The organism is Bacillus cereus group sp. BceL220 (genome assembly GCF_051776965.1).
In the GTDB taxonomy this organism is placed as follows: Bacteria; Bacillota; Bacilli; order Bacillales; family Bacillaceae_G; genus Bacillus_A; species Bacillus_A cereus.
This window is the reverse complement of record NZ_JBPWBC010000002.1, coordinates 502,740-521,341: the sequence shown is the minus strand read 5'-3', so window position 1 is coordinate 521,341 and position 18,602 is coordinate 502,740. Positions and strand designations below refer to the sequence as shown.

The following is an 18,602-nucleotide window of genomic DNA, read 5'->3' as shown; positions in this document are numbered from 1 at the left end:
TTCGTTATAATTGTAAAATAACAAATAAATGTGTGGAAAGTGTGAAATTTTCCTTTCTTACTCAATTTACATATATAATGTACAACAAATAGAATTTGAGGTGTGTCAATTATGCTATTTCCTGATTTAGCGAATAAAATTGTACGAGAAGTACGCAGACTAATTACAGAAAATATTATTATCATTAATATAGAAGGCGTTATTATCGCAAGTACAGATACAGAAAGAATTGGTCAATTTCATGAAGGTGCACTCCGCTGCGCCAAACAAAAGAAAACCGTCATCATTACAAAAGAAGATGAAAGGCGATTGCAAGGTGTAAAGGCTGGGATGAATCTTCCTTTATTATTTCATGATGAAGTAATTGGTGTCATTGGAATTACAGGAGAACCTGAAAATATTTCACGCTACGGCGAAATATTGCGTAAGATGACCGAATTATTAATTCATGAAAACTACTTTTTAGAGCAACTAGAACTTGAGCACCGTTCTTATGAAGCTTTTGTCTTTGATTGGCTTCAAAATACAGAGTGGTCCCCGAGTTTTCTTGATCGCGCCAAAACACTTGGCATTGATTTATATAAGAAAAAACAACTTATTTTGTTTTCTATTGGCAAAAATGACACGATGCTCCAGCGTAAAATATGGCAACACATACGTAATATTTTAACAAAAGAGCATCTATTTGTTCGTTGGGGAAATGATCGTTTTATTTTATTTACAGCAACGAGCTCCAAAGAGCAAACTTATCAATTTTTAAAACGGTTAAAACAAGACTGCGAAACTTTATTTTCTATTCCTTTATATATCGGGATTGGACAAACAGTTACCTCAAACAATATGAACATATGTTACGAACAAGCATTACGCGCTCTTTCTGTATCATTGGAAACGAAAAAAATTGTATTTAATGAAGATTTACGTTTAGAAATGTGTTTACAAGATATTTCTGCCGAAACGCGTGAACAATTTCTAGAGCGTACCATCGAAAACTTATTATCATTTCCTGAGCTTATGCATACTTTGCGCTTATTTATCGATTATAACCAATCTTATAAACAGACGGCTAAACAATTACATATACACATTAACACATTACATTACAGGCTAAAAAAGATTGAAGAACATACAGGACTTGATCCAAAACAATTCAAAGACTTAAACGTTTTATACTTCGCACTCCTCCTATTAGATGATCATACAAAAAAGAACGATAAAACAGATTAATCTTCAGATGATTACACATAGAAAGAATCCCTCGACTTTTTTATCATTATAATGAAAGCACTGTTACCACGTTGTTTATTATAACTAAACACGTTAACAGTTTGAGGGGGATTTCCAATGTTAGAAAAACAAATTATTCATTCATTCGTATCTATTGTTGGCGAAGATAATGTAGATACATCCAATATGGGGCGTTTAACTTATAGTTATGATGCCACTCCAAACTTCCAAGCAATGCCTGATGCAGTCATTGCTCCTCGTAATACAAATGAAGTAGCTGAAGTGTTAAAAGTATGTAACACTCACAAAATTCCTGTGTATGTGCGCGGGTCTGGAACAAATCTTTGCGCAGGAACATGTCCACTTGAAGGCGGTATCGTCCTTATTTTCCGCCATATGAACAATATTTTAGAAATTGATGAAGAAAACTTAACAATTACTGTACAAGCTGGTGTCATTACACTTGATATTATTAAAGCGGTAGAAGAAAAAGGTTTATTTTATCCACCAGATCCAAGCTCGATGAAAATTTCTACAATCGGCGGTAATATTAATGAAAACTCAGGTGGATTACGCGGTTTGAAATACGGCGTAACACGTGATTATGTAATGGGGCTTGAACTTGTCTTACCAAATGGCGATATTATTCGCACTGGTGGTAAATTAGCAAAAGATGTAGCTGGTTACGATTTAACTCGTTTATTTATCGGTTCTGAAGGAACACTTGGCGTGGTAACAGAAGCTATATTAAAACTTGTTCCTATGCCTGAAACAAAGAAAACAATGCTTGCATTATATGAAGATATTAATGAAGCTGCACGTGCTGTTTCTTCTATTATTGCAAATAAAATTATTCCAGCAACCCTTGAGTTTTTAGACCAACCGACAATTGAAGTTGTAGAAGAGTTTGCACAAATCGGTTTACCAACTGACGTAAAAGCAATTTTATTAATCGAACAAGACGGCCCGCCCGAAGTAGTCAATCGAGATATTGAAAACATGGCTAACGTTTGCCGCTCTATGAATGCAGTTGATGTTCGCATTGCAAAAGATGAAACAGAAGCAGATGCGCTTCGTACTGCTCGCCGTAGTGCTCTATCAGCGCTCGCACGATTAAAACCTACTACAATATTAGAAGATGCGACTGTACCACGTTCACAAATCGCTCCAATGGTTGAAGCTATTAATGCCATTGCAAAAAAATATAATATTCCTATTTGTACGTTTGGACACGCTGGTGATGGTAACTTACATCCAACTTGTATGACAGATGCTCGTAATGCAGAAGAAATGCACCGAGCTGAACAAGCTTTTGCTGAAATATTTGCGAAAGCAATTGAACTTGGTGGCACAATTACTGGTGAACATGGTGTTGGTGCAATGAAAGCTCCATATTTAGAAATGAAATTAGGTAAAGAAGGTATTGCAGCTATGCAAGGAATAAAGCAAGCTTTCGATCCAAATAACATTATGAATCCTGGAAAAATGTTCGCGAAAGACACTCGAAAAAGAGTGGTGGTTGAGCGATGACCACATTAAATAAAGAAAATATTCAAAAAGAATTTAAAGAACGATTAAATGAAGATGAATTACTAAACTGTATGCGATGCGGTTTTTGTTTACCTACTTGTCCTACCTACATTCAATCCGGATATAAAGAGTCACATTCACCACGCGGACGTATCGCATTAATGAAAGCAGTCGTTGATGGTTTAATCGAACCAGATGAAGATGTTGAAAATACATTAAACGTTTGTCTTGGTTGCCGTGCTTGTGAGCCCGTTTGTCCATCTGGTGTAAATTATGGACATTTATTAGAAGAGGCTCGAGATATTATTAATCAAAATAAAAAATTCTCAATGCCAGTGAAAGCTGTTCGAAAAGTCGTTTTTGAAGGATTATTCCCCCATCAAAATCGAATGCGAACATTAACCGGACTAATCGGATTTTATCAACGTTCTGGTTTACAAACGCTAACACATAAAACAGGTATTATAAAGTTATTCCCTGAAACACTTGCAACGATGGATCTCGTTTTACCAAAAGTCCCTAAAATGAAAGCAATGAAAGATCGTCCTTCATTTTTACCTGCAGAAAGTACAAAGAAAAAACAAGTTGCATTCTTCGCAGGCTGTTTAATGGATACGATGTTTTTAGAAACAAATAACGCAACGATGAAACTTCTTCAATTAGCTGGTTGTGATATTGTTATTCCGAAAACACAAAGTTGTTGCGGTGCATTGCATGGACATGCTGGTGAAAAGAGTGGAGCAAAAGAATTAGCAAAGCGAAATATAAAAGCATTCGAAGATTTAAACATCGACTATATTATTACGAATGCAGGAGGTTGCGGAGCTTACCTAGTAGACTATGATTATCTTTTAAAGGATGATCCGGATTGGGCTGAACGTGCTAAGCAGTTTGTTTCTAAGATTAAAGATATTACTGCTATACTAGTAGAACTAGACTTCCATAAGCGAACTGACTTACGACTCACGCCGCAGGTTATTACGTATCAAGACTCTTGTCATTTACGCAATGTTATGCGCACATCTTCTGAACCTCGTATGTTACTAGAGGCTATCCAAGGTGCAACATATCGAGAAATGAAAGATGCGGACCGCTGCTGTGGCTCTGCTGGTATTTACAATATTGTTCATTCAGAGTTATCAATGGAATTTCTAGATTACAAAATGGACCGTGTGCATGAAACAGACGCAGCAACCATTGTTACTGCAAATCCAGGTTGTTTATTACAAATGAAATTGGGCATTGAGCGAGAAGGGCTTTCTCATAAAATGAGAGGAATTCACATTGTGGATTTATTATTAGAAGCAATTGAAACTAACTCGTAATAACTCGTAACATACGTAATAATAGGAAAACGGCTATCTCCTTCGTCTATGTAAAGAGATAGCCGCTTTTTTGTCTGCTACAACATTAAAAATATGTTACTTTATTATAAAAAAGAACAACAGAAACATTACAGTTTTGTAAAAATCAATCCATTATATTCCTCAAAAAATCGCTCAAACCATTGATACAATAGGATTCTTCATTTTCTATTTAGGTAACTTTATCCAAAAACCCCCTCTTAAAACCAAGTATAAAAACACTATAAATTCCTTTTATACTCTATATTTCTCTTATTTTTGCTCCCTTCTTCTCTTAGGATAAATTAGGTAATTTTAAAGTCTATGAATTTTTTTCCATCTTTTTTCTCGCAAATTATATGCTACGATGAATTTGTCAGTCAGACAGGCTGTCAAAAACAAATCGTGTGAAAACAAATTAAAACTTTATATAGGGGGACACACATCATGAAAAAGCGTGTTTTATTATCTGTAGCTGCTGCAACAGCTCTTACTTTAGGAGTATCTTCTCTAGATGCACAAGCTGCAACAGTACAACCATCTAACATAAAGGTTCAAAATATTCAGCATTCAAAAGTGATGATGAAGCAAATGAGCCAACAAGAACTACAAGCATTCTTACAATCTATGGGAGTTGAATCATTAGCACAATGGCAACAAGGAAACTTCCAACCAAACTGCTTCATTCCTGGTCAACAACCTACTGAAAATGTTGTAACTGAGCAACCAACAGCTAAGCCAGAAACTCAAAAGCCTGCTGAGCAAAAACCTGCCGAGCAAAAGCCTGCTGAAGAAGTTCAAAAACCAGAAGCTCAAAAGCCTGCTGAAAACAACAATACGCAAAAACCTGCTGAACAAAAACCAGCTGAGCAAAAGCCTGCTGAAGAAGCAAAATCTTTAAGCGAGTTCGAACAACGTGTTGTTGAATTAACAAACGCTGAGCGTGCAAAACAAGGTTTACCAGCACTAAAAATCGATACTGAATTAAGCAAAGTAGCACGTATTAAGTCTGAAGACATGCAAAAAAACAACTACTTTGATCATAACAGCCCTACATACGGGTCTCCGTTTGACATGATGAAGAAATTTGGTATTTCTTATACATCTGCAGGTGAAAACATCGCTCAAGGCCAACGTACACCTGAAGAAGTGGTACAAGCTTGGATGAACAGCGCTGGACACCGTGCAAACATCTTAAATAACGGCTTCACTCACATCGGTGTTGGTTATGTAGAAAGCGGCAACTACTGGACACAACAATTTATTACAAAGTAAATAGATTAAAAGAGTCTTCTCATAATGAGAAGACTCTTTTTTAAGTTTCATAACTTTCTATTATGTATGAATAGAAAATATATAACATAAATAGCATAGATCCACAGCTTATTACACTAAGCAATACATAAAATCCCCACTCTAAGTTCAAAAACAATGAAAACAATATGCCACATGCCATCACTTGAAAAATCCGTCTACTTACTAAACGAATTTTTTGTAATTTAATTGGGTCTTTTTCTTTGCCTTTTATTTTCTTAAATTCTTTACTCAGCATAAAAAGAAACATACTAATCCCAATCGTTAATCCTGTTTGAAAGGATATCAAATCCTCAAAATTAATAAAGAGGATAAGCATATGAATAAACAACATAAATAACGTAATTTTCTTTATAAATCCGTCTATAATACCATGCTCTCTTTCATTAAACTTAAATATATTATGTGAAATAATATACAAAAATCCATATGAAAAAATAATAAAACAAGGAATAAATGCTACAACAACTTGTTTACTCATAAACTCGTTTGGCTCACCATTTACATTCCAATGTACTGCCATACGAGTTGGTAAATAGGGATAGAGACATAGAGTAACTAAAAGACAAGCGAAAAATATTCCAAGTACATACTTATATTTGATCAAGTGATTCTCACCTCTCTTTTCTCTTAACGGCTTCGCTCCTTTTAGAGAAATCCCTGCAAAAATCTACTTTTTTCAAATTAAAACTTATACTTTACGCATTTTCTTTTTGAAATTCTCTTATTTTATTATCTAACTTTGTAGGAAACGGCACATCAACTTCAATCGCTTCTTTCGTAATTGGATGCAAGAAATTTATCTTCATCGCATGCAATGCTTGACTGGACATATATTTTGTTTGTCCACCATATAATACATCCCCAACTAGTGGATTACCATTATGGCTCATATGAACACGAATTTGATGCGTTCTACCCGTTTCTAATTGTAACGTTACGAAAGTCGTGTTTTGCTTCTCAAAATACTTTTCTACTTTATAATATGTGATAGCTTGGTCACCTTTTGGAGAAATACGACGCCTTGTAGCATGATGGCGATCCCTTCCAATAGCAGCATCAATCGTTCCTTGTTTCCCCTTTACTTTCCCTTCAACGAGCGCTGCGTACGTCCTTTTAATTTTTCGTTCCATTAATAAACGATCCATAATTGCACCAGCAATTCTATGCTTAGCAAATACGACACCACCTGTCGTATCTTTATCTAAACGATGAATATGACGCACCTTCGCCTCTAAACCTTGCATTTGAAAATGAAAAGCAACAAGATTTGCAAGCGTCCCGGTTCCACCTTTTTCAGCAGGATGTGTGTCCATTTTCTCTGGTTTATTTACGATGAGTACGTGATCATCTTCGTATACTACATGCAATTCACCATATTCTGGATCCACACCGTACTCTTCCTCCGCAAACATATGAACTTGTAACTTATCGTTCTCTTTTAAAAGCTCATTCCATCTTCTTTGTTCTCCGTTAACCGTAACACCTTTTTCCATACGAAGCTGATGTAATAGCTTTTTCGGTATTTCCCATTCTACTTTTAATACCGATTCAATACTTATACCATTCCATTTAGCTGGAACGGTAATTTCACACCATTCGCCCTTTTTCTTTGTTTCCATACTGTTTATCACCTTATTTCTATTGATTCTCTCATTGTAACGGAAAACACACTTTGGTGCACCGTCAAAAATAGAGGACAGTCTTATAATAGACTGCCCCTCAAGCTCTAAGTCTTTTCATTTCTAACAATACTTCTTCAGCTTTTTGTTCATACGATAAATCTTTAAAGAAATCCGCCAACCTTTTATAGTCATTGTAAGCATCTAATAAATCGTCCATCCTTTCTATTTTCATCACTTGTTGTTTTTGTTTCATTTTTACTGGATAACGATAACCTGATACTTCTTGTATTTTGTAATACTCATCCTCTACTTGAACGACCTTTACAAGTTCTTCCTCCTCTGCATCCATCGTATACCCGTCAAATTCTCTAAGTAGTTCATAAATGATATGAGTCCATTCATCTTTTGGATAAAATCCCTTTTCTAACCGATAACCGACAATGCGATACATATGCCCATCGTTTTCTGCAAACTGTACTGTATCATTTAACTTAAACTTAAAATAACGAAACATTGCCTTCACCTACTTGTATGTAATGTTCTTATCACATACTATTTGCAAAATGTAGGTCTTGCTATTCATAAAAAAATGCTCATCAATATGATGAGCATTTTTTTACGATGATTTTTCTCGTTTTTTTCGAAATGGTAACCACCAATTCCAGTCTCCAAATAACTTCATTAAGCTTGGAACGAGCATAAGACGAATAATTGTTGCATCAAGAAATATTGCTAATGCCACGCCAAGCCCCATCTGCTTTACTGGTAAAATATCAGTAAATGCGAATGCACCCGTTACAACAATCATAATTAATGCAGCTGATGTAATGATTCTACTTGTTGAAACGAGCCCTTCTAACGTTGCTTGATCGTTATCTCCTGTTTCTTCATAGAGCTCGTGAATACGTGAAATAAGAAATACTTCATAATCCATACTAAGCCCAAATACGAGGCCAAAAATGAAGATTGGTAAGACAAACAGAACCGGACTCGCTTCTAAACCGAAATGACCACCTTCAAATAACCAAACAACAATTCCAATGGTTGCACTCAAACTAAGTATATTCATAATAATTGCCTTAATTGGAATGAGTATAGATCGGAATGCAAATAATAATATAACAAAGGTCGATCCAAATATAACAGACATACCAATTACAACTTTATCTTTAATTTCATCTTCTAATTCTTGTTGAAACGTCGTCATTCCGCCTAGATAATACGTAACATTCGTTTCTTTATAGTTCTTTTTAAAGTCACGCACCCACTGTTTTGCAGTCTCTGTACGTGGTTTTGTTTTCAAAAAAACTTCTATCGTCGTCTTATTCCCTTTTGTGTATGCTTCAAATACAGGAGTTAGTTTTGCTGCTTCTGGCGACTGCAATATTCCAGCAACTTGATCTGCTTTCATTCCAGTTAACCCGTCGTATAAACTTCTTACTTCATGTACTTTTTTATCATCTTTTAACGTTTGAACGACTTCTTCTATCTTTTGTAGACTTTCTTTTTCTTTCATATCTTTTTTCGTCTCTACAACTAACGTAACATCAGCGTGTGTTTTGACAGTTTTATTAAATGCTTCTTCATACTTTTCATATGCAATCCTTGTATCACTCTTTTCAGGTAAAGCTTCAACACTAGGGAACTGCAAATTAGCTGTACGTAACGGTAATAAACAAATAACAATAAATGTTGTAACAACAACAATCATTGCAATTGGATGTTTCATCACAAATTGCGCAAATTTACGCCATGCTTTTGCCGGCGTATGTGCTACTTGATTCTTTTTTAATATTTTTTTACCGATTAACGATAATAACGCTGGAAGAAGTGTGAGTGAGAATAAAATGCTCATAATCACAACAATCATTCCGCTAATTGCGACAGATTGAATATAATCTATCTTAAAGAAAAACAAACCGGATAACCCAACAAATACGCATAATCCTGAAAATACAATTGCACGTCCTGCCGTCTGATATGTAATTGCTATCGCTTCTTTTACCGTTCGTTTAGCAACTTCCTCTCGAAAACGGTTCACAAATAATAGCGCAAAATCAATAGATAGTGCAAGTCCAATCATCGGTGCAACGTTTAACACGAAAATAGATAGTTCTTTATCCACACCGATGAAATACAATATACCCATCGTGCTAATAACACTAAGCGCTCCATTCAAAATCGGTAAAATTGATGCCAAAAGGCTACCAAACGAAAATAGTAATACAAGAAACGCAATTGGTAATCCAATCATTTCTGCTACTTTTAAATCATTTTGCGTTCTTTCATTAATCTCTTGATTAATTTTCGGAAATCCTGTAGGTGTTACTTTTAATGCTACATTACTTTCTTTCTCAATCTCATTAGCAAATTGTAATGTCTTTTCCATTCTTTCTTTATTTGTTTTCCCGGAAAATAAAATTGTCGCATAACCGATGTCATCTTGTAGCATTTCTTTATTTTGGATTGGGTGATGGAAAGATTCATAGTTCTCTTTCTCTTGAACATTCTTTACAATTTCATCTATTCGCTTTTTAAAATCCTCATGCGAAGCATCTTTATTTTTCTCAAAAACGAGCAGAAGCGTATCTTGAGACTTCTTAAAATCTTTATCTAAAATTTCTTTTGTTTTTTGATAGTCGCCTTCCGTTTGGAAACCGTCACCACCTAATACTCCCGGTAGCTTTGGAGCAAAAATCCCAAGTGCGATTGCAAGCAACAGTAACGCTACAATTACTGTATAACGAAATTGATACAAAAAAGCTCCTAACTTCCCCCACTTATCAACTTTATGAACATTTGTCTTCACACATTTTCACCTACTTTAAATAATTCAATTGTCACTTATACTGTATCATATCTTTATACAAACAAAAAACGCCTAGGAACACTATAATGATAGTTTTTCCAGGCGTTTTTTCTATCTCTCTTTATTAAGCCCCAATCTCTCAGTAAGTAAACGATGATAGTAAATAGCGATAACTAACAAAATACCACCTACGCAGTAACCAGCTAAAATATCAGTTGGGTAATGTACATCTAAAATGACTCTACTTAATCCAATCGATAGGATTACTGTACCCATCAAAATCGTTATGACACATTTCCCAGCTATGCTTTTCAAATTAGCAGCAATGATATAAGCAAGAAATCCAAATGTCATAATCGATAGCATTGCATGTCCACTAGGAAAACTATATCCAAGTGCATCTAACGCTTCATTTAATGACGGACGTTCTCTCTTTACAATCTCTTTTATCCCTTTATTCACAAGATGTGTTATTAAAATTCCCATTGGATACACAATCATCGCAGCATAATAACGCTTCTTCCAAAAAACAAGCAAACTTATAACGAGCGTAGCAGCTATCCCAATTGCTGACCCCAATTTTGTAAAGTACGAGAAAAATGTAAGGGAACTTTCCGTTTGTAGCCCTTTTACTAATCCGCGGACATATGTATCCATTACTGTAACGCCACCTGCATGTACGCGCCAAGCAACAATACTAAATACAGCAAATAATAAACCGATACATATTACCTCATACTGATGTAACTTCTTCTTCAAACGATTTCCTCCTACTATGAAAAAATGCGATTTCTACTTTAGAAACCGCATTTTCTTACTTATTTACCTTTTGTTTTTAGCTCTGTCCAGTAACGATCATAGTCTTTTAACTTATCGTCTACATCAACAAGCCATTCTGTACGATCTAACTCTTCTTTCGTTAAGAAAATCTTGTGATTATCACGGTATTCTTTACTATGAAGAGGATGAGCTTTTTCATTTGGATTACTGTAACCAATTGACTCGTAGTTTTTCACACTTACTTTTTCATCAAGTAAGTAGTTCATAAACTTCTCAGCAAGCTCTTTATGTTTTGCACCCTTTGGAATTGCTAACGTATCAGCCCAAATTGTGCCGCCTTCTTTTGGTACAACGTATTCTACATCTTTATTATCTTTTGCGATAAATGCTGCATCTCCAGACCAAACTGTTCCGATCCAAGCATCTTCTGTAATGAATTTTTGTTTAATGTTATCTGTATCAAATGCTAATAAGTTTGGAAGCAGCTTCTTTAAATCATCTGCTGCTGTCTTTAACTCTGCATCTTCTTTTGTACTGTTTGAGAACCCGTGCTTCTTAAGACCCACTCCTAATACTTCACGAGAATCGTTTAATAACGTTACATGTCCTTTATATTTCTCATTCCATAAGTCAGCCCAGCTTGTAGGTGCTTCTTTCACATACTTTTTATTGTATGCAATCCCTGTTACACCCCAAGTGTACACTAAAGAATATTTATTCTCTGGATCAAACGCAGGTGTTTTGAAATTAGAAACCATGTTTTCGATATTTGGGATATTCTTTTTATCTAACGGCGCTAATAAATCCATTTTTGCCATTGTTTTAACCATGTAATCAGATGGTTGAATTAAATCATACTTTGCGCCACCAGCTTGTAATTTCGCAAGCATTTCTTCGTTACTTGCGTACTTATCATAGTTAATTTTCACATTATACTTCTTTTCAAAATCTCTTAGCACTTGCTCATCAAAATTGTCAGCCCAGCTATAAATATTTAATTCTTCTTTCTTTTCACCACAACCAGCAAGCACACCAGCAACAAGGCTAAAGCTAATTGCTGCGCCAGCTATTCTTTTCATTAATTTCATCGGTTTATTACCCCCTCGTACTTTCTATATCGTTCGTATTATAAAGGAAGGTGTCCTCCAGAGTTTTCTTCACCATCTGCACCTTTGTTACGGAAGATTTCAGATAGAACCATTAATCCTACGATAGCAACAATTAAAATTGTAGAAAGAGCATTAATTTCTGGTGATACTCCGCGCTTAACCATACTGTAAATGTATAATGGCAATGTTGTTGATCCTGGTCCTGATACGAAGAAACTAATTACAAAATCATCAATTGATAATGTGAATGTTAATAATGCTGCTGAAATAACTCCCGGTGCAATTGCTGGGAACGTTACAAAACGAAACGTTTGCCAAGGCGTTGCTCCTAAATCATTTGCAGCTTCTTCTAAGTCACGTCCCATACTTGAAAGACGCGCAGCTAAAATAACAACAACAAACGAAATACTAAATGTAATATGTGCAATAATAATCGTTGTTTGTCCAAGTTCCATTCCTAGCTGACTGAAAAGAATTAGTAAAGATAATCCCATTAAAATATCAGGAATTAAAATTGGTAAATATACAAGGCCATTAATAGCCCCTTCGAAACGATATTTATAACGATGTAAAGCAATCGCAAAGAATACACCAAGTACCGTTGTCACAATCGTTGTTATAACTGCAATCGTAATACTATTTACAAATGCATCAATAACATCTTGTTTTTGAAATAAATCTGTATACCAATGGAATGTAAAACCTTCCCACTCCGCATTAATGCGAGAGTCGTTGAAAGAATAGACCATTAAAACCATCATTGGAAAATACAAGAATAACAAAATTAACCAAGAATAAGAAACTAAAAACTTCTTCATCTTTGCCTATTCCCCTCCGTTCTCATTATATTTATATACTTTCGTTGCACGATAATATAAGTAAATTAACAGAACAGAGAATAGAACAACGATAATCGATAACGCAGATCCAAACGGCCAGTCACGTGCACCTAAGAATTGGTTTTGAATAACGTTTCCGATTAATGCTACTTTCGATCCGCCCATCACGTCTGATACAACAAACATTCCGATAGAAGAAACGAATACTAAAATAGAACCAGTCGCAATTCCTGACATTGTCATCGGCACTGTTATATTCCAAAATGCCTTTATTGGTGTTGCTCCTAAATCATAAGCCGCTTCTAGCTTACGCTTATCCAGCTGCTCAATTGCTGCATACACTGGTAAAATCATAAATGGTAATAAAGAATAGACCATTCCGAGTATTACAGAAGGCGTATTATATAATAAATTTAACGGTTCACTAATAATGCCGAGTTTTAATAACAACGTATTCACAAGACCTTGTGAACGTAAAATAACAATCCATGCGTATGAACGAACAAGAAAGTTAATCCAAAACGGGATCGTTGCCAATAATAAAAGAATAGAACGATATTTGCGGTCAACAATTGTAATTGTATACGCAAATGGATAACCAATTAATAAACATATTACTGTAGTAATAACTGCAATCTTAACAGTTTCCCATAACGTTCCTAAGTACAATGGATCAAACACACGGGATATATTCTCCAGCGTAAATTGCATTTCTACTGTCCCGTAAGCTCCGCGCTGCATGAAGGCGAATCCTAATACGAATACGAGCGGGATTAGGAAGAAAATTAACAGCCACGCGACTGTAGGTAGTGCGAGTAATTTCCCTTTTTTCAATTTAAGGTCACCTCGTCCTCTTGCTCCCAGCCTACATATACATTATCTCCAATGCTCCACTGCACTGCCTCTTCAGCAGTTTGATATGCCATTAGTAATTCTGATGTTTTCTCATCACGTACATAAAGCTTCTCCATATTTCCGACAAACTCGATATCTTCAATATGTCCAAGATGGTATTCTTTTAAAATTGGTTCTTCAACCGAACGTACTTTCACATTTTCAGGGCGAATTGCTACATAGCCTTCCCCATTTTTCACAATATTATTTTCACCGATGAATGTCGCAACGAACAATGTTTTCGGCTTATTATAAATTTCTTTCGGCGTTCCAATTTGTTCGATATGTCCTTTATTCATAACGACGATACGATCGCTCATGCTCATTGCTTCTTCTTGATCGTGCGTTACGTATATAAACGTAATTCCTAAATTACGTTGTAAGTTTTTCAATTCACGTTGCAAGTCTTTTCGTAACTTAAAGTCAAGCGCTCCAAGTGGCTCATCTAATAGTAATACACGCGGATTATTTACAATCGCTCTTGCAATTGCAACACGCTGCTGTTGTCCACCAGAAAGCTTAGCAGGTTTACGATTACGGAACTCAAGTAACTGCGTTAAACGCATTGCCTCTTCAGCACGCTCTTTCTGCTCTGCTACTGATACTTTCTGCATTTTCATACCAAAACAAATATTCTTCTCTACTGTCATATGTGGGAATAGTGCGTAATGTTGGAACACTAGGTTCATATGACGCTTATATGGCGGCAAATCGTTAATTCTTTCATCATCTAATAAAAGATTCCCTTTAGTTGGAGTTTCAAATCCTGCGATCATACGAAGTAAAGTCGTTTTCCCGCAGCCACTCGGCCCTAAAATTGTTAAAAACTCTCCCTCTTTAATATCTAAAGAAAGAGGTGGGATAATCACTTGATTTCCAAAATGTTTTTCAACTGCTTCAACTTTAATAATCTTTTTCATTTTCCCGTCCTATCTACCTTAAATTTTAAATTTTTATATTCATGAATAAATATTTATGTTCTATAGACTATTTTTTTGTTTCGATCCAAACAAAAATGGTTATTTAGCAAGCGTTCGTTTCTATCCTTTATGTAGTATGTTTGATTCATTTTCGCATGATACATAACGTCGAACAGAAAAACCCCTTCCATTGCGAAGGGGCTATTATCATACGGCTACGCCTACTGATAAACACCATCATCATTTTAACAACTTTCGTATGAATTTTAAAGCACTTTTTGTAGAAGAGTAACGAATTTTCATGTCGAATGCTGTAGATTGGGCTAAAATGCTTTTATAATGTGAAAAAGTCCGAAAACTTTCTTCCCCATGATAACCCCCTAATCCACTACTTCCAACACCCCCAAAAGGTAAATATGGCGTGGCAAGATGGTAGACAACATCATTAATACAGCCTCCACCATATGAAATATTACTCGTCACTTTCTTTTGTACTTCTTTATCTTCCGAAAATACATATAACGCTAACGGCTTCGGATGTTGCTGGATTGTGCCAATTACATCTTCTATATTGTCGTACTCTATGATTGGTAAAATCGGACCAAAAATTTCATCTTCCATAACAGCATCTTGCCATGTAATATCCGTTAGCACTGTCGGTTCAATATGTAATGTATCTTTCTTATAGTTTCCACCAATTACGACTTGACCATCTTGTAAAAATCCACATAATCGTTCAAAATGACGCTCACTTACAATACGCACGTAATTTTCATTTTGCAAAGGTTCTTTACTATACTGCTCTGTGATTTCATGTCGCAGTGCCTCAACTAGCTGTTCTTTCACGGAAGAATGCACGTACATATAATCAGGCGCTACACATGTCTGCCCTGCATTTAAAAACTTACCCCAAACAATTCTTCTTGCTGTCATCTCTATCTTTGCATCTTTATGTACAATACAAGGACTTTTTCCGCCAAGTTCTAACGTAAGCGGCGTCAACTGTTTCGCTGCTGCTTCCATTACAACTTTTCCAACGCCAACACTACCAGTAAAGAAAATATAATCAATTGGTTCCCTCAGCAAAGATGTACTCTCTTCAACGCCACCTTCTACTACCGCTACAAGCTCTTCTGGGAATAATTCACCTAACATTCTCTTAAGCACTTTTGAAACGCTTGGCGTTAACTCTGACGGCTTTAAAACGATTGTATTTCCAGCTGCAAGTGCTCCTACAAGTGGTGCAATTGCTAATTGAAAAGGATAGTTCCACGGTGCAATAATAAGCGTCACACCATACGGCTCTGGCACTACTTTTCCTTTTGATCCAAAATGAGTGAGTGCTGTTCGAACTCGCTTCGGTTTACTCCACGATGACATATGTTTCAATTGAAAGGAAATTTCTTTTAATACATATCCAACTTCCGTTGTAAACGACTCGTGAACTGACTTATTTAAATCTAATTTCAATGCCTGAAATATTTCTTCTTCAAAACGCTGAATGCCTTCATAAAGCTTCTTCAAATTATTCTTTCTCATTTCGATGCTTCTCGTATGCCCTTTTAAAAAATATTCCTTTTGCCTACTTACAATAGAGGAAATACTCATTCACTCACCTTCTCCCACTATTTTTATCCAATTCTTTCATTATTTATATAGACTTCATATATAACAAATTTCTATTCTTAAAGTTACATTATATATGACTTTTTCAGCTATATAAAATTCATTGCTCACAAAAAAAACTACCGAAAGAAAATCTCTCGGTAGTTTTACTGTATTAACGATATAAACGAACAGCACCTGCAGAATTATCATCAGCTTGTCCTACTACTTCAAACTTCAGACCAAGCTTCGGTAAAATACGTCCTGCATCTGGAATCTGTTGATTAATATACGTTTTCGAATCATCAAATTTTGGTACACCAGCTAAGCCATCATACGTATACGTTCCACGCGTTGGAGATACAACTTTCCAAGCTGGCGTTTTATCGAATGAGAATGCCGCATCAGCGATTTGGAATCGTGTACTACTATCAATTGTCGGTTTACCATTTAAAGTTCCTACAATTGCTTCTGGATGAGAATCAACTACACCAAGGAAACCATGTCCTGGATGTAAACCAACCCAGTTATCTGCGTAAGCTGAGTCTGCATACCATACAACCATACCTGAGTTATATTCTGGACCGCGAGCAAATTTCAATGCGCTATCTGATCCAGTATGGTTTCTCCACTCTACGTAGTAATTATGTTTTTTCTTCTCTGTTCCGCTAGATACAACGAAACCATCTAATTTTAATTGTGGTGTACCTTCTGCATCATCAGAGAATACTACTTTACCATCCACTGTTAATGAAGCATTATCAAGTAAGAAACCATTTAATGCTAAACCACCATCCGTAATGTACTCAAACGTTAATTTTACTTTTTTACCTTTGAATTGACTTAAATCATATGATTTGTCAATCCATTTTCCATTTGTCGAATCTGCATTTCCATTATTTGCTTTCTCGCCAAGTCTTTCAATTAACGTTTTTTGACCATCTTCTGTTACAGCATGTACTTCAAGGAAATCATACTCTGCTTCGATTTCATATAACGATTTGAAATCAAATTTCGCATTCGTTGCATTCGTTAAATCGAACAGTGGTGTTTCTAACGTTGTATGAAGATTGTCACCTTTTGTACTGTAGTAATACTGTTTACCAAATGCTGGTGCAATTGTTTTTACATCTTTATCTGGTAAGTTAACACGAATCATACCTGGACGGTTAGATTTCGTAACACTTTGGTCTAAATATGTTGCTAGACCGATACCTTTATTTAATTTCTCGTAATCTACTTCTACGATATTTGCCCAGTTACCACCGATTGTTTTTTGGAAAAACTCTTTATTTTGTGGTGAGAAACTCGTCGGTGTTGTTCCAGCGATTTTACCCGCCCAGCTGCCGCCACTCATAACAGACCAAGCTTGAATTGGCTCACCATGACCCGTATAGTCTGTATCATACTCATCTGGAAGACCTAAATCATGACCATATTCATGCGCGAATACACCAACTGCGCCATCTTCTGGTTCAATTGTGTAGTCGAATGCCGCCATCTTTCCGCCCCAATATGGAACTTTCGCTTGTGTACCTTCAATTGCGAATGGTTTTGGTCCAACTGTCCAGCGATGTGACCAAATTGCATCATCGCCTAATTTACCACCGCCAGCTTCTTGTCCAACACCCGCATGAATAATCATTAAATGATCGATTAAACCGTCAGGTTGATTTTGATTTCCATCACCATTTACATCGTATTGATCGAACTGATCAAACTGTGATAAATCAAGACCGCTATCTACAGCTGCCTTTAATGCATCTTTTACTAGATCACGTGGTCCTTTTGGTCCTTTATTATCATGACCTGTAGCAGCATCTGCACCGTAATCAGCAGCTTTACCAGGAACTGTTAACCATTTTGTAACTGTTCCATCCACTGTGTAACTACCACCGGATTGCTCTTCGTAATATTGTTTAAACGTTTCGATTTTGCTACCATCCTCTAATGCGAATGGCTCATTACCAAATAACATTTTTTCATAATGTTCTTTGTTAAAATCGTCAGTATACATATAACCAGGTTCTTTATCAATATTGTTATGTTTAAAGTCAGCGTACTCTACAAGTAAAACGAGTACTTTATCTTTACGAACTTCACCGTTATATTCTTTTCCCTTTGCTGGAGAAGTTGGTACTTTACCATTTAGACCACCCTTAACTGGGCCTGTCGCTGCAGGTGTCCCTGTTGCTGGCTGATTTAGTTTTTCTTTCGTGTCTGCTTTCGCATCTTTCACTTTCTTTAAAAAGTCAGATGCTTCTTTCGTAAGTTGATCCCCATTTGTTGCTTCTTTCCCAGGATTTTCACCCTTTTTGTTCTCTACATACTTTTCAACAGCTTTCTTTGTTTCTTTCTCTGAAGCTGAAGAATCAATTACCCCACGTTTTTTCAGTGCATCTGCTAAACGTTCTTCTGGAATTAAATGATCATCGACTGGGCTCGTAGCTGTCTTATTCACAGGTGTTTCAGCATATGCAGATTGAGTGCCAGCTCCGAATGAAAGGCCTAATACAGCTGTTAAAGCGATTGATGACAAAACTTTGAACGGTTTCTTGTTCATCCCATATTTCCTCCCCTAATAAATAATATGTATTACAAATTGAA

The 18,602-nt window shown here is 36.0% G+C and carries 15 protein-coding genes; 4 read left to right on the top strand and 11 right to left on the bottom strand.

The features are described 5' to 3' along the window. The first annotated feature begins 111 nt into the window (after positions 1-111). The 4 genes from ACS2FK_RS07540 (at position 112) to ACS2FK_RS07525 (ending at position 5,375) form a co-directional block, all read left to right on the top strand. Positions 112-1,227, top strand: a complete 1,116-nt coding sequence (locus ACS2FK_RS07540; protein ID WP_000898640.1) for a CdaR family transcriptional regulator — start codon at positions 112-114, stop codon at positions 1,225-1,227. A gap of 117 nt (positions 1,228-1,344) precedes the next feature. Continuing rightward, a complete protein-coding gene (gene glcD / locus ACS2FK_RS07535) occupies positions 1,345-2,757 on the top strand; it encodes a glycolate oxidase subunit GlcD (RefSeq protein ID WP_000890756.1) in 1,413 nt (470 codons plus the stop codon). After that, on the top strand, positions 2,754-4,082 hold the full coding sequence (locus ACS2FK_RS07530; protein ID WP_063546907.1) for a (Fe-S)-binding protein: 1,329 nt from the start codon (positions 2,754-2,756) through the stop codon (positions 4,080-4,082). The genes glcD and ACS2FK_RS07530 overlap by 4 nt, the downstream gene beginning before the upstream one ends. A 465-nt stretch (positions 4,083-4,547) precedes the next feature. Next, complete coding sequence (locus tag ACS2FK_RS07525) at positions 4,548-5,375, top strand: CAP domain-containing protein (protein WP_016513122.1); 828 nt, start codon at positions 4,548-4,550, stop codon at positions 5,373-5,375. A gap of 40 nt (positions 5,376-5,415) precedes the next feature. Here ACS2FK_RS07525 and ACS2FK_RS07520 read toward each other — a convergent pair whose 3' ends face one another. From ACS2FK_RS07520 to inhA1, 11 genes are all read right to left on the bottom strand, one after another. Next, positions 5,416-6,021 carry a DUF1648 domain-containing protein gene (locus ACS2FK_RS07520; protein ID WP_000599010.1) on the bottom strand — a complete coding sequence of 202 codons (606 nt, stop codon included), beginning with the start codon at positions 6,019-6,021 and terminating at the stop codon, positions 5,416-5,418. 91 nt (positions 6,022-6,112) lie between these two features. Then, the gene (locus ACS2FK_RS07515; protein ID WP_063546906.1) at positions 6,113-7,036 is read right to left on the bottom strand and encodes an RluA family pseudouridine synthase; all 924 of its coding nucleotides are present in this window, start codon (positions 7,034-7,036) and stop codon (positions 6,113-6,115) included. Positions 7,037-7,136: 100 nt separating this feature from the next. Further along, entirely contained in the window at positions 7,137-7,553 is a 417-nt protein-coding gene (locus ACS2FK_RS07510) for a hypothetical protein (RefSeq protein ID WP_000490302.1), read from the bottom strand. A gap of 102 nt (positions 7,554-7,655) precedes the next feature. Next, positions 7,656-9,848: an MMPL family transporter gene (locus ACS2FK_RS07505; RefSeq protein WP_063546905.1), complete on the bottom strand. Its 2,193-nt coding sequence runs from the start codon at positions 9,846-9,848 to the stop codon at positions 7,656-7,658. 111 nt (positions 9,849-9,959) lie between these two features. Next, the gene (locus ACS2FK_RS07500; protein ID WP_063546903.1) at positions 9,960-10,607 is read right to left on the bottom strand and encodes a phosphatase PAP2 family protein; all 648 of its coding nucleotides are present in this window, start codon (positions 10,605-10,607) and stop codon (positions 9,960-9,962) included. A gap of 59 nt (positions 10,608-10,666) precedes the next feature. Next, positions 10,667-11,716 (bottom strand): spermidine/putrescine ABC transporter substrate-binding protein PotD, encoded by a 1,050-nt coding sequence (potD, locus tag ACS2FK_RS07495; RefSeq protein WP_063546901.1) that lies wholly within the window; start codon positions 11,714-11,716, stop codon positions 10,667-10,669. A 38-nt stretch (positions 11,717-11,754) separates the two neighbouring features. Continuing rightward, positions 11,755-12,555: a spermidine/putrescine ABC transporter permease PotC gene (gene potC / locus ACS2FK_RS07490; RefSeq protein ID WP_000714190.1), complete on the bottom strand. Its 801-nt coding sequence runs from the start codon at positions 12,553-12,555 to the stop codon at positions 11,755-11,757. 6 nt (positions 12,556-12,561) lie between these two features. Next, positions 12,562-13,410, bottom strand: coding sequence for a spermidine/putrescine ABC transporter permease PotB (gene potB, locus ACS2FK_RS07485; protein WP_000715500.1), 849 nt, complete (start codon positions 13,408-13,410; stop codon positions 12,562-12,564). Next, positions 13,407-14,390, bottom strand: coding sequence for a spermidine/putrescine ABC transporter ATP-binding protein PotA (gene potA / locus ACS2FK_RS07480; RefSeq protein ID WP_063546899.1), 984 nt, complete (start codon positions 14,388-14,390; stop codon positions 13,407-13,409). The genes potB and potA overlap by 4 nt, the downstream gene beginning before the upstream one ends. A 240-nt stretch (positions 14,391-14,630) precedes the next feature. Continuing rightward, positions 14,631-15,998 carry an aldehyde dehydrogenase gene (locus ACS2FK_RS07475; RefSeq protein WP_063546897.1) on the bottom strand — a complete coding sequence of 456 codons (1,368 nt, stop codon included), beginning with the start codon at positions 15,996-15,998 and terminating at the stop codon, positions 14,631-14,633. 172 nt (positions 15,999-16,170) lie between these two features. After that, entirely contained in the window at positions 16,171-18,558 is a 2,388-nt protein-coding gene (inhA1, locus tag ACS2FK_RS07470; RefSeq protein ID WP_063546895.1) for a M6 family metalloprotease immune inhibitor InhA1, read from the bottom strand. Between the last annotated feature and the right edge of the window lie 44 nt (positions 18,559-18,602).